Source organism: Streptosporangium sp. NPDC051022 (genome assembly GCF_040683035.1).
Taxonomy (GTDB): domain Bacteria; phylum Actinomycetota; class Actinomycetes; order Streptosporangiales; family Streptosporangiaceae; genus Streptosporangium.
In genome coordinates this window covers 14,073-25,832 of the sequence record NZ_JBFBCF010000041.1, presented here as the reverse complement: position 1 = coordinate 25,832, position 11,760 = coordinate 14,073, and the positions used below count along the sequence as shown (strand labels likewise).

At 71.7% G+C, this 11,760-nt stretch carries 10 protein-coding genes; 6 read left to right on the top strand and 4 right to left on the bottom strand.

Annotated features, from left to right (window positions below; genetic code table 11):
• Window positions 1-79 precede the first annotated feature (79 nt).
• Window positions 80-1,540, top strand: a complete 1,461-nt coding sequence (locus AB0N02_RS41180) for a hypothetical protein (RefSeq protein ID WP_363958863.1) — start codon at window positions 80-82, stop codon at window positions 1,538-1,540.
• Here AB0N02_RS41180 and AB0N02_RS41175 read toward each other — a convergent pair.
• The gene (locus AB0N02_RS41175; protein WP_363958861.1) at window positions 1,422-3,701 is read right to left on the bottom strand and encodes a hypothetical protein; all 2,280 of its coding nucleotides are present in this window, start codon (window positions 3,699-3,701) and stop codon (window positions 1,422-1,424) included. The genes AB0N02_RS41180 and AB0N02_RS41175 overlap by 119 nt on opposite strands.
• Window positions 3,702-3,767: 66 nt before the next feature.
• Between AB0N02_RS41175 and AB0N02_RS41170 the strand changes: the two genes are divergently transcribed.
• From AB0N02_RS41170 to serS, 4 genes are all read left to right on the top strand, one after another.
• On the top strand, window positions 3,768-5,132 hold the full coding sequence (locus AB0N02_RS41170) for a glycosyltransferase 87 family protein (protein ID WP_363958858.1): 1,365 nt from the start codon (window positions 3,768-3,770) through the stop codon (window positions 5,130-5,132).
• A 22-nt stretch (window positions 5,133-5,154) separates the two neighbouring features.
• The gene (locus tag AB0N02_RS41165) at window positions 5,155-5,595 is read left to right on the top strand and encodes a DUF4446 family protein (RefSeq protein ID WP_363958855.1); all 441 of its coding nucleotides are present in this window, start codon (window positions 5,155-5,157) and stop codon (window positions 5,593-5,595) included.
• A gap of 120 nt (window positions 5,596-5,715) precedes the next feature.
• A complete protein-coding gene (gene pheA / locus AB0N02_RS41160) occupies window positions 5,716-6,636 on the top strand; it encodes a prephenate dehydratase (RefSeq protein ID WP_363958853.1) in 921 nt (306 codons plus the stop codon).
• A 171-nt stretch (window positions 6,637-6,807) separates the two neighbouring features.
• Window positions 6,808-8,070 carry a serine--tRNA ligase gene (gene serS, locus AB0N02_RS41155; RefSeq protein ID WP_363958850.1) on the top strand — a complete coding sequence of 421 codons (1,263 nt, stop codon included), beginning with the start codon at window positions 6,808-6,810 and terminating at the stop codon, window positions 8,068-8,070.
• Between the two features lie 963 nt (window positions 8,071-9,033).
• On the opposite strand, the gene AB0N02_RS41150 is transcribed toward serS, so the two are convergent.
• Entirely contained in the window at window positions 9,034-9,237 is a 204-nt protein-coding gene (locus AB0N02_RS41150) for a cold-shock protein (protein WP_179821289.1), read from the bottom strand.
• A 237-nt stretch (window positions 9,238-9,474) separates the two neighbouring features.
• Here AB0N02_RS41150 and AB0N02_RS41145 point away from each other — a divergent pair, with 237 nt between their 5' ends.
• The gene (locus AB0N02_RS41145) at window positions 9,475-10,293 is read left to right on the top strand and encodes an HAD family hydrolase (RefSeq protein WP_363958847.1); all 819 of its coding nucleotides are present in this window, start codon (window positions 9,475-9,477) and stop codon (window positions 10,291-10,293) included.
• Here the strand turns inward: AB0N02_RS41145 and AB0N02_RS41140 are convergent.
• Window positions 10,284-10,790 carry a bacterial proteasome activator family protein gene (locus AB0N02_RS41140; RefSeq protein WP_363958844.1) on the bottom strand — a complete coding sequence of 169 codons (507 nt, stop codon included), beginning with the start codon at window positions 10,788-10,790 and terminating at the stop codon, window positions 10,284-10,286. The genes AB0N02_RS41145 and AB0N02_RS41140 overlap by 10 nt on opposite strands.
• Before the next feature lie 5 nt (window positions 10,791-10,795).
• Window positions 10,796-11,752 (bottom strand): NAD(P)H-quinone oxidoreductase, encoded by a 957-nt coding sequence (locus AB0N02_RS41135; protein ID WP_363958841.1) that lies wholly within the window; start codon window positions 11,750-11,752, stop codon window positions 10,796-10,798.
• Between the last annotated feature and the right edge of the window lie 8 nt (window positions 11,753-11,760).

The window sequence follows — 11,760 nt, the reverse complement described above, 5'->3', positions numbered from 1 at the left end:
CCGCCGTGTCTCCCCGCCCGGTGCGGGCGCGACCGTCGCGCGGGGCCGGGTACCACGTGGGATGTGCTGGAATTTGCAGGTGACTCGGGACGCGTCGGTTGTCGATGACTTGCGGGTTCCCGCGCGTGGCGGGCCGCGGGTGCTCGACGTCGTGGCGTTCGCGGCCGTCGGGCTGTCCGTCGGACTGACGGTCCTGATCGGGCTGCTCGGCCCGTCGGCCATGGTGCCGGCGCTGCCCGGCCCGGCCTGGCAGCCGCCGTTCTCGCTGGGGGCGCGACCCGACGGTCACCTGGTGATCGCCATGGCCGCGGCCGCGATCGTGCTGGGCGGAGCCGGTCTGGCGGGGGCCCTGAGGTCCCGCTGGCGGCCGGATCCGCGCTGGCCGCTCGTGGCGGGCTGCGCGGCGGCCGTACTGCTGGCGTTCCTGCCGCCGTCCGGCTCGGCCGACCACCTCAACTACGCCGCCTACGGCCGCCTGGTGACGCTCGGGCACAACCCCTACGTCACCGTCCCCTCCGCGCTGCCCGCCGATCCGGTGCTCGGCGCCGTCGAGGAGTGGGGCGGCGTGACCAGCGTCTACGGGCCGGTGGCGACGGCCGTACAGGCGCTGGCGGGGTTTGTCGGCGGCGACTCGGTCAGGCTCACGGTCTTCGCGATGGCGCTGGTCAACGCGGCGGCGTTCGTCGGGACCGCGCTGCTGCTGGACCGCTTCACCCGGGCCGACGCGGACCTGAGGCTGCGGGCGGCGCTGCTCTGGGCGGCCAACCCGCTGATGATCTACCACCTGGCGGCCGGGATGCACGTGGACACCCTGGCCGTGGCCTGCATGGTCGCCGCGCTCGCGGCCAGGGGCGCGGCTTCCGGGCTGCTGCTCGGGGTGGGGATCGGGGTGAAGCTGAACGCCGGGCTCGTCGCGCTCGGCCCCGCGTGGGAGCTGCGGCGCTCGCCGGGCAGGCTGGCCGTCGTCGCGGGGACGGCCACGGCGACCGTGCTCGTGATCTACGGCCTGGCCGGGTCGCACGTGCTCGACCAGGTCGGCGCGGCCAGCAGGAAGGTCTCACTCGGCACGCCGTGGCAGCCGGTCAAGACCGGCCTGCAGGCGATGTTCGGGCCCGGCGCCTACTCGGCCTGGACCCAGGTGGGCTCGCTGCTGCTGCTGGTCGTCCTGGCCTGGCTGCTGCTGCGGGCCGCGCCCCGGCACAGCGCCCCCGCTGTCGCCGCCGGGATCGTGGTCGCCTGGCTGTTCGCCGCGACGTACGCGCTGCCCTGGTACGACGGGCTGGCCTTCGCGCTGCTGGCCATGGTCGCCTGGCCCGCCCTGGAGGGTTTCGTGATCGCCAGGACGGTCGTGCTGTCGCTGGGCTACCTGCCCGCCAGGGAGGCCATGCGCCCGGAGGACCTGCTCTGGCTGAAGACCGTGCTCAGGGAACGGGTGGTGCCGTGGTCTCTGCTGGTGCTGACGGTCGCGCTGGCGTGGTGGGCGGCGAGAGCCGGAGCGCGCGCACGCAGGCGGTCAGCGTCAGCGGCACCGCGACCGTGAGCGCCATCGCGGGGATCGCGATGCCCGAGTCGTTCATCAGGAACCCGATCAGCGCGCAGGCCAGCGCGCCGATCAGCCCGGCGCGCAGCGGCGGGGCGAGCCGGTAGGCCCGGTCGAGCGCGGAGGCACCCCACCGGGACGGGCGGTCCAGCACCAGGAAGAGGAAGGCCAGCGCGACCAGCGACAGCAGGGTCAGCGACCAGTTGCCCACCGTGACGCCGACCATCGCCCCGAACTTGCGGCCGACCACCGTCCAGGCCTCGCCGTTCAGCACCTGCTGGACGAAGGCGCCCAGGTGGGTGCGCTGGCTCGGGGGCTTGAGCCAGTCGGCCACCGCGATCACCCCGATCAGCAGGGCGCCCGCCAGGCCGACCAGGGCGAGCTTGACCGGCGAGACCCGGCTGCCGGACAGCAGGATCAGGAAGACGGCGACGCCGACGAGGAAGGCGGGGACCCCGCCGAAGTCGGCGCCCCACGCGGGCCAGCCGTCGGCGAAGACGGTGAGGCCGCCGTAGAGGGCGCAGACCGTCAACGCGAGCGGGCGTCGTCCCCGGGAGATCAGCCACTGGGCGATCCCGGCCATGGCCAGGATCGTCCCGGCGGAGTAGACGGCGAAGGCGATGTTGCTGAAGCCGTAGAAGCGCCCGCCGGTGACGGGCTCGTAGCCGGTGACCGCGTTCACCTGGAGGCTGGAGCCGGTCATCACGTCGGCCAGCAGGGCCAGCGAGGTGATCGCGGAGACCACGGTCAGCGGGCCGAGGACGTGCGTGCGCCACGGCCCGGCGAAGGCGAGCCCGGCGATCGCGCAGGCGATGCCGAGGATGGTCAGGATCACCGCCGCCATCGGGGCCGGGAGCGTCCACCAGGGCACGAGCTGGGCGAGGAAGGTCGCGATCGCGATCGCGCCGCTGACCGTCCCGACGACCCCGGTGGCCGTCAGCGCCCGCGACCCGCCCCAGCCGCGGCGGATCGCCACGGCGGCCAGCAGGTAGAACAGGATCTGCACGCTGACGAACACCGTGAAGAACGGCCCCTGCACCCGGCGCAGCACCTGGCTGGCCAGGTCCTGGTCGGCCAGGTCGCCCACGATGCCCGCGGTCGGATCACCGCTCGTCCCCGCGCTCTGCCAGGAGTGTCCGACGACGCCGTCCGGGGTCTCCAGGCCGAGCAGGCCGAGCGCGGTCGTGGTCAGGTCGGTGTTGGTGACCAGGCCGTCCTGCCGGGTCGAGGTGGCGGTGAGATAGCCGTGGGCGTACGGCACGCCGTCCGCCGACGGCCCGCGGGCGATCGCCACGTGCAGGTGGGCCGAGGCCGCGGCGTCCGACAGGCCGCCGAGCAGGAGCGCGCCGCCGGGCGGCAGCCGGTCGGCGAGGGCCCCGATCCGGCGGTCGGCCGCCGCCACGGCCTCCCGTCTGGCCTCGGGACTCAGCGAGACCGGGGCGCCGTCGGCGTCGAGACCGGCCGCGAGCCACGCCTGGGAGAGGTCGGCGATCTCCGCCACGACCAGCCGGTACGGCGTCAGGTCGCCGAGCTCCTCAACGCTCGCCACGTATTTACCGATTTTTCCGGACTTGTCGGCGGCGCCGAGGGCGGCTCCCGGCCCGGCCGCGGCGACCTTCCCCCCGGCGTCCACGACGAGCTGCCCGAGCCGGCCGAGCGTCGCCCGGTAGGAGGTCTGGGTCGTGTTGAAAGCCGTCAGCGCGGACCAGTCCGGCACGCTCGCCCCGCCGTCGGGCGTGGGCAGCGGCGGCGCGGGCGGCGCGCACGTCGTCCCGGGGGCGCCGGAGCGCTGCCCCGCCGAGACGGTCAGCCAGCCCGCGACCGGACAGGTGATGCTCCGCACCGGCGGCGGCACCGCCCGGGTCGACATCGACGCGGCCCCGCCCCCGTCCACGAGCTTCCACAGGTTCGGCGTCCGCGTCCGGTCCAGGTCGCCCCACTCCAGGCCGGGCACCCCCACCACCACGACTCCGGTGGGAGGCGCCCCGGTCACCGATCCGGTCACCGAACCGGTCACAGATCCGGTCACCGTGGCGGCCGCCGTACCGGTCCCGAGGAGCCCGAAGAGCCCGAGAAACCCGGTCAGCGACAGCAGGACAGCGACCAGCGTGGTGCGGGTGGCGCGTTGACCACGCAGCCGACCGCCGTGCGCCGAACCCATCCGCTTCCCCCGTATCCGTACCCGTTGGCGGTCGTTTCCTCCAGGCCCACGGTAGCCTGCCTGGTCGTGAGGACTGGCGAGGTGACCACGACCAGGCGGCCACCGTGGACGTGGGCGCTCGCGTTGCTGTTCGCCGCGGTGGCGGTCGCCCCGCTGGTGCTGCAGTGGCTGGGCAACGTCGACGACCAGCGCCTGGTCGACCTGGATGTGTACCGTACCGGGGGGCAGGCCCTCCTGCAGGGACGGCCGGTCTACGACTTCGTGACGCCCGCGCCGCAGCTGCTGCCGTTCACCTACCCGCCGGTCGCGGCGATCCTGGCCACGCCGCTGGCCCTGATGTCCTGGCCGGTGGCGCAGTGGGTGTGGACGGCCGGGATCTTCGTGGCGCTGGCGGTCACGGTGGGACACGCCTTCCGCGCGATCCTGGGGCGGGCGGCCGGGCCGTACGGGGGGGACAGGCCGGGACCGGACGGCGCGGCGGGGCCTGGCGGCACGGCGGGAGTGAGCGGCGCGGCGGGATCGGACGGCGTGGCGGGAGCGGGACGCCTGCCGGGTCCGGTGCGGGCCCTCGCGCTCCCGATGGCGTTCGCGTTCCTGACGGTCGCGTGCACGTACCTGATGCCGATCAGGGACCAGGTCCGCTTCGGCCAGGTGGACATCCTGCTGGTCGCGCTCTGCCTGGCCGACTGCGTCGCCCGCAGGCCGGTGTGGCCGCGCGGCATGCTGATCGGCCTGGCCACCGCCGTCAAGCTCACCCCGGGTGTCTTCCTGATCTACCTGCTCGTCACGGGGTTCGGCCCGGGCGGGCGGCGGGAGCAGCGTGAGACCTTCCTCATGGCGGCCTTCACCGCCGCCCTGCTGACCCTCCTGCCGTTCCTGGTCATCCCGTCCGACGCCGCCGACTTCTGGTTCGGCGCGCTGTTCGACCCCGAGCGGCTCGGCGCCAACGCGGCCACCACCAACCAGTCCATGCGCGGCATGCTCATCCGCCTCTACCTTCCCGACCAGCTGACCTCCCTGCTGTGGCTGGCGCTGGTCGCGGTGGTCGCCTGGTACGGCTTCCGCCACGCGCGCAGGGCGCTGCTCGACGGGCACGCCGTGACGGCGGTCGCACTGGTCGGGCTGATGGCCGTACTGCTGTCGCCGGTGGCCTGGATCCACCACCTGGCCTGGGTGGTCGTGGTCCTCGCCGCGCTGCTGGGCGACGGGCGGGATCCGGTGCGGGTCCGGGTCGCCGCGGGGGTCTGGCTCTACTACGTGCTGCCGATCCCCTGGTGGGGGGTGGCGATCAAGGCGGCTGAGGTGCCGGTGCTCAGCCCGGTGGTGGGCAAGATCGTGCAGAACGCGTTCGGGCTGGGCGCGCTCGGACTGGTCTGGCTGCTGGGGGTGTGGCTGCCGAGACGCAGAGAGGTTTTCCGGACACTTCCCTGACCGGGCGATTACCCTGGGTTCCGTGCTGGTTACCGTGTGGACCGTCGTGGGGGGTGTCACCGGGATCACCGCCGTCGCCGGTGTGGTGATCGGCCTCCACGCGTCGCGAAGAGCGCGCCGGGCGGCCGACGACTGCCGCCGGATCCTGGCCGGGCAGGCGGCCGGGGGCGCGGGCGGGGTCGCGGGCGGCGACCTCAGGGCGATCAGGGACGTGGCGGTCTTCCGCTACGACGCGCTGGAGGGGATGACGGGGCGGCTGTCGTTCTCGGTCGCGATGCTGAACGGCTTCGGCGACGGCGTCGTGCTGACCTCGATCAGCACCCGCTCGGAGAACCGCTCCTACGTCCGCTCGCTCCGCGGCGGCAAGGGCCACCAGCCACTGTCCCCCGAGGAGGAGTACGCGGTGCGCGCGGCCAGGCTCGGCCGCGGCCCGGACGTGGAGCCGCCCCCGCCCGCCGGTTGACCGGGCGTGAGCCGCCGTGTGGCCGGTCGCGGGCGTCACATGCGGCGGGTCATGTAGTGGAATGCCCGAATATGCGATTCCCGGCGCATCCTCTCACGGGCTCCGGATAGCCTGTTGGACATGTCCAGACTCGCCTACCTGGGACCGGAGGGCACCTTCACCGAGGAGGCCCTGCGGATCCTGGCACCGCACGCCGAGCGTCTGCCGAGCGTGAACGTCAGCGCCGCGCTGGACGCCGCCCGGCGCGGTGAGGCCGACGGCGCCGTCGTCCCGCTGGAGAACTCGCTCGAGGGCGGCATCGCCATGACCCTGGACGAGCTCGCCTGGGGTGAGCCGCTGTTCATCGCCGCCGAGCTGCTGCTGCCCGTCGAGTTCTCGCTCCTGGCACGGCCCGGCACCCGCATGCGGGACATCAAGCGGATCTTCACCCACCCGGCGGCCATCACCCAGTGCCGCAACTTCACCGCCCGCGAGCTGCCCGACGCCGTGGTGGTCGCGGCCCCGTCGACCGCGGGGGCGGCCCAGGAGGTGGCCCTGCCCGGCTCACCGTACGACGCGGCCATCGCCGCGCGCATCGCCGGCGACAACTACGGGCTGGTCGAGCTCGCAGCCAACGTCGGCGACCGCTCCGACACCGTGACCCGGTTCGTGAAGGTGGAGCGCCCCGGGCCGCTGCCCGAGCCCACCGGTTCCGACCGCACCTCCCTGGTCGCCTTCCTCACCGACGACCACCCGGGCGCGCTGCTGGAGATGCTCACCGAGTTCTCCGTGCGCGGCGTCAACCTGACCCGCATCGAGTCGCGTCCCACCGGCGACGGCATCGGCCGTTACTTCTTCCACTTCGACTTCGAGGGCCACGTGGCCGACGCCAGGGTCGGCGAGGCCGTCTCCGGGCTTCACCGGATCTGCTCCGACGTGCGCTTCCTTGGCAGCTACCCCCGTGCCGACGGCCTGTTCCCGCAGGTCAAGCGGGGCACGGCCGACGGCGACTTCGTCGAGGCCGCCGACTGGCTGTCCAGGATCCGCGCCGGTCGCCCCTGATCGCCGCCCCCTTTCCCCGGCCCTCCCGCCGGACGCGTCGCGGAAGGGGGCGAAACGCGTGAGCCCGGTCTCCGGGGGATTCACGGGATCTGAGAGGGCTCCGAGGGCTTCAAGGGCTCGAAGGGTGTAATAGGTGCGCGGAGGCGTGCCGTACGTCGGTAGCCTTGTTCTGTGATTGACCTGCGTACCCTTCGTGAGGATCCCGACCGGCTACGGGCGTCGCAGCGTGCCCGCGGTGAGGACGACTCGGTCGTCGAAACGCTGCTCGACCTGGACGAGCGCAGGCGTGGCGCGCTGAGTCGCTTCGAGACGCTGCGCTCCGAGCAGAAGAGCATCGGCAAGTCGGTCTCCCGCGCCTCGGGCGAGGAGAAGGCGGCTCTGCTCGACCGGGCCAAGGACCTCTCCGCGCAGGTCAAGTCGGCCGAGACGGAGGCGGAGAAGCTCGCCGGGGAGCTTGAGGAGCTGCTCTACACGGTGCCCAACCTCGTCGAGGAGGGCGTTCCCGCGGGCGGCGAGGACGACTACGTCGTGCTCGAGGAGATCGGCGAGAAGCCGGTCTTCGACTTCGAGCCCCGTGACCACCTGGAGCTCGGTGAGCTGCTCGGCGCGATCGACATGGAGCGCGGCGCGAAGGTCTCCGGCTCGCGGTTCTTCTTCCTGAAGGGCGTCGGCGCCCGGCTCCAGCTCGGCCTGCTCAACATGGCCATGCAGCAGGCGATCGAGGCGGGCTTCATCCCGATGATCCCCCCGGTGCTGGTGAAGCCGGAGTCGATGCAGGGCACCGGCTTCCTCGGCGCCCACGCGAGCGAGATCTACCACCTGCCGGAGGAGGACCTGTTCCTGGTCGGCACGAGCGAGGTGCCGATGGCGGCCTACCACGCCGACGAGATCCTCGACGGCGCGGCGCTGCCGTACCGCTACGCCGGGTGGTCCTCCTGCTTCCGCAGGGAGGCGGGCTCGTACGGCAAGGACACCCGGGGCATCATCCGGGTCCACCAGTTCGACAAGGTCGAGATGTTCTCCTACTGCCGTCCCGAGGACGCGGCCGAGGAGCACCGGCGCCTGCTCGACTGGGAGAAGGAGATGCTCGCCAAGATCGAGGTGCCCTACCGGATCATCGACACCGCGGCCGGCGACCTCGGGGCGAGTGCCGCGCGCAAGTTCGACTGCGAGGCGTGGGTACCCAGCCAGGGCCGCTACCGCGAGCTCACCTCGACCTCCAACTGCACCGACTTCCAGGCCCGCCGCCTCGCCGTGCGCTTCCGCGACAAGGACGGCAAGCCCCGGCACACCGCGACGCTGAACGGCACCCTGGCGACCACCCGCTGGATCGTCGCCATCCTGGAGAACCACCAGCGGGCCGACGGCTCGGTGGAGATCCCTAAGGCGCTGCGTCCCTACGTCGGGCTCGACGTCCTCGAACCCGTCAAGTAGGTCCTTTCCGTCGGGGAGTTCCTCCAGGCAGGTCCTCTCCGGCGGGAGTTCCCTCCTCGGCGCGCTCCGGCCCTCTCCTGTTCGGGCCTGTTCGGGCCTGCTCGGGCCGGTCGGGCTTGTCCGGGCCGCTTGGGCTTGTCCGGGCCGGTCGGGCAGGGTTCCCCGGTGGGGCTTTCACGACGGCCGGGGCACGACCACTCCGGTCCGCACCCGGCCGTCACTGTTTTCCGGTTTTCCGGGTTCTTTCTTTTCTTTTACCGGTTTCTCCGGTTTTCCCGATTTTCTTTGGGCAGAGCGGGCGATCGCGGGAACGCCTCCGGGGTCGGTGGACGGCCAGCCGGTCGGCGGGTGGCGCCGCACACGTCCACAGCCTCGCAGGAGAGCGAGGGGCGGCGTCGGCATTCCTTCTTCCCGCCCTGCCCCGGGTGAGGCCCTCACGGTGGCTCTGAGGGGCGGACAGGGGGTCCTGGGTGGTCCTGTGCGCCTAAGCGGAGCCGCGCCGCCCGATTGCCGCCCGATCGCCACGTGAGCAGCCGCCTTCACGGGACCGTTGTCCCGGCCCGCCGACGTGAACCGAGACCCGCGCCTGAACCGGCCCCGCGCCTGATCCGGCTCCGCGCCTGATCGGGGTCCGCGTCCCATCCGGAACGTGCGCCCGACCGGAACCCGCTCTTGATCCGGAGCCCGTTCCCGGGGACTCCGATGGTCGGCCCCGTCTCCCGCCTCCGGAGTCCCGCCGGTCTCCGGAATCCGGCCGCTTCCACGGGGCCCAAACCGGCCCCGGAGAGCCTGAAAGGCAGTGAGGGGCTTTAGAAATCCGAGCAGCCCTCAGATTAGGGCCAAACGGCCCGGAGGGGCCCCGGCTGGCCCCCACCCGCCCCGAACAGGCCCTTGACAAAACGAGAAAGGCGGGGTTCGCGTTGAGCGAACCCCGCCTTCCTCGCTTACCAAGAGGTCTATGCGTCAGACGGCGCGAACCTGCGAGGCCTGCGGACCCTTCTGGCCCTGCGTGATCTCGAACTCGACCCGCTGGCCGTCCTCGAGGCTACGGTAGCCGCTGCCCTGGATCTCGGAGAAGTGCACGAACACGTCCGGTGCACCGCCGTCCGGTGCGATGAAGCCGAAGCCCTTTTCAGCGTTGAACCACTTGACGGTTCCCTGAGCCATTAAAGCTCTCCCTCAGGATTTGAAACTTTGGGATTCACACCTCATGAACCCCATGTGTCGTACAGCGGGCCCCGGGGTGGCTCAGTCAAACTGGTTTTCACAACGGGATTCAGCTAATACAACGCCATCACATCTAACACTATCTGGCGCGGCCGTGTTCCCGCCACGAGGAAGATTCCTCCGAGACGGATCCCGAGGTCGGCGTCCACCGGATCACGGTGCAGACTGGAGCCTGTTATGGGAAGCCCCCGGCTCGTCGCCACCGACCTCGACGGTACCGCTCTGCGCTCCGACGGCACCGTTTCTCCCCGTACCGCGGAGGCCTTCGCCCTCGTGGAACGGGCCGGAGCCACGCTCGTCTTCGTGACGGGGCGCCCGCCCAGGTGGATACACCCGGTCGCGGGAGCCGTACGCCACCGTGGACTGGCCATATGCGCCAACGGCGCGCTCGTCTACGACCTGCACACCGAACGGATCGTGAGGTCGCACCTCATCGACGCCGAGGTGCTCGAAGAGGCCGTTAGACGACTCCGTGAGAAGATCCCCGAGTTGACGTTCTCCGTGGAGTACGAAGGCGGGTTCGCCCACGAGGTCGATTTCCGTCTCGACGGCCTGGACCTCGCGGCGGAGGGCGGGTTCCCGGTCGAGACCGTCACGCTCACCTCGCGGCCCTGCGCCAAGCTCCTGGCCCTGCACCCCCGGATGGACCCCGACATCCTGCAGACGGCGGTCCAGGGCCTCGTCGGCGACCTGGTCACGCCGACCCACTCCAGCGGCCGGGCCATGATCGAGATGAGCGCCCGCGGCGTGACGAAGGCCTCGGCGCTGGCGGCCCTCGCCGAGGGGCGGGACATCAGGGCGGCCGAGGTGATCGCCTTCGGCGACATGCCGAACGACCTGCCGATGCTGCGGTGGGCCGGCATCTCGTACGCCGTCGCCAACGCCCACACGGAAGTGCTGGCCGCGGTCGATCACGTGACCGCGGCCAACGACGACGACGGGGTCGCCAGGATCCTAGAAACTCTCTACGGGCAGGCGCATCCGGCTCACAGATAGGGGCCCGAGCTGCCCTGCTGACTCTCCTGGGGGATGGACACGCCGCCGGGCAGCGCCCTGCGCATGTTCTCCAGCTGGGCGCGGGCCGCCATCTGCTGGGCGAAGAGCGTCGTCTGGATGCCGTGGAACAGACCTTCGAGCCAGCCGACCAGCTGTGCGTGGGCCACCCGCAGCTCCGCCTCGCTGGGCGGGGTGCCGTTGTTGTCGGTGAACGGGAGCGAAAGCCGCTCCAGCTCGTCGACCAGCTCGGGCGCCAGGCCGTCCTCGAGCTCCTTGATGGAGCTCTGGTGGATCTCCATGAGGCGCTTGCGGCTCGCCTCGTCGAGCGGGGCCGCCCTGACCTCCTCAAGGAGCTGGCGGATCATGCTGCCGATGCGCATAACCTTGGCGGGCTGCTCGACCATATCGGCGACAGAGCGCTCTTCGCCGTCCTCCTCGGTCTTGACCCCCTGGGGGCCAACGACCACTACATGCGGAGTGCTCTCCTCAGCGTTCATAGTCCTCAACCTACTAGCAGGATTTTCCCGATGTGCTCTCCGGATTCCAGGATCCGGTGAGCTTCGGCGGCTTCACTCATCGGCACCCGGGAGTGGATCACGGGACGGATCGCTCCCGCCTCCACCAGGGGCCACACGTTCTCCACGACGCCACGGACGATGGCCCCCTTCTCGTCGACCGGTCGCGCGCGTAGCGTGGTGCCGTGCACGGAGGCGCGCTTGGCGAGGAGCGCACCCAGGTCCAGCTCGCCCCTGGAACCGCCCTGCATGCCGATCACGACCAGCCTGCCGCCGCTCCTGAGCGCCCGGACGTTCTTCGAAAGGTACGGTCCACCGACGATGTCGAGGATCACATCGGCCTGGACCTTCTCCGAGAAGTCCCCGTCGTGGTAGTCGATCCCCTCGTCCGCGCCCAGCTCCAGGCAGCGGGAGATCTTCTCCGCCGACCCCGCGGTGACGACCACGCGCGAGCCGAACGCCTTGGCGAGCTGTACGGCCAGCGTGCCTATCCCGCTGGCACCGCCGTGGACCAGGAGCGTCTCGCCCCTCCTGAGCCGCGCGGTCATGAACACGTTGGACCAGACCGTGCACGCCACCTCCGGCAACCCGGCCGCCTCGACCAGGTCCACCCCCTCGGGCACGCGCATCACCTGCTGCCAGGGCACCGCGACCCTCTGCGCGTAGCCCCCGCCGGCCAGCAGGGCGCACACCTGGTCGCCGGGCTCGAAGCCGAGGACGTCCGGACCCACCTCGGCGACCACGCCGGAGCATTCCAGGCCGGGATACGGCGAAGCGCCGGGCGGAGGGTTGTAGAGTCCCTGCCGCTGGAGGATGTCGGCCCGGTTGAGCGCGGAGGCGGTCACGTCGATGAGGACCTCACCCGATCCGGGACGGGGATCGGGGACCTCCCGCCAGCGGAGCACTTCGGGTCCACCAGGTTTATCGATCACGATGGCGTGCATGTCTCCAA

Coding starts and splice junctions, on each gene's coding strand:
- AB0N02_RS41135 (WP_363958841.1), bottom strand. CDS start 11,752: ATGCACGCCATCGTGATCGATAAACCTGGTGGACCCGAAGTGCTCCGC.
- AB0N02_RS41150 (WP_179821289.1), bottom strand. CDS start 9,237: ATGGCTCAGGGAACCGTCAAGTGGTTCAACGCTGAAAAGGGCTTCGGC.
- AB0N02_RS41140 (WP_363958844.1), bottom strand. CDS start 10,790: ATGAACGCTGAGGAGAGCACTCCGCATGTAGTGGTCGTTGGCCCCCAG.
- AB0N02_RS41145 (WP_363958847.1), top strand. CDS start 9,475: ATGGGAAGCCCCCGGCTCGTCGCCACCGACCTCGACGGTACCGCTCTG.
- AB0N02_RS41175 (WP_363958861.1), bottom strand. CDS start 3,701: ATGGGTTCGGCGCACGGCGGTCGGCTGCGTGGTCAACGCGCCACCCGC.
- pheA (WP_363958853.1), top strand. CDS start 5,716: ATGTCCAGACTCGCCTACCTGGGACCGGAGGGCACCTTCACCGAGGAG.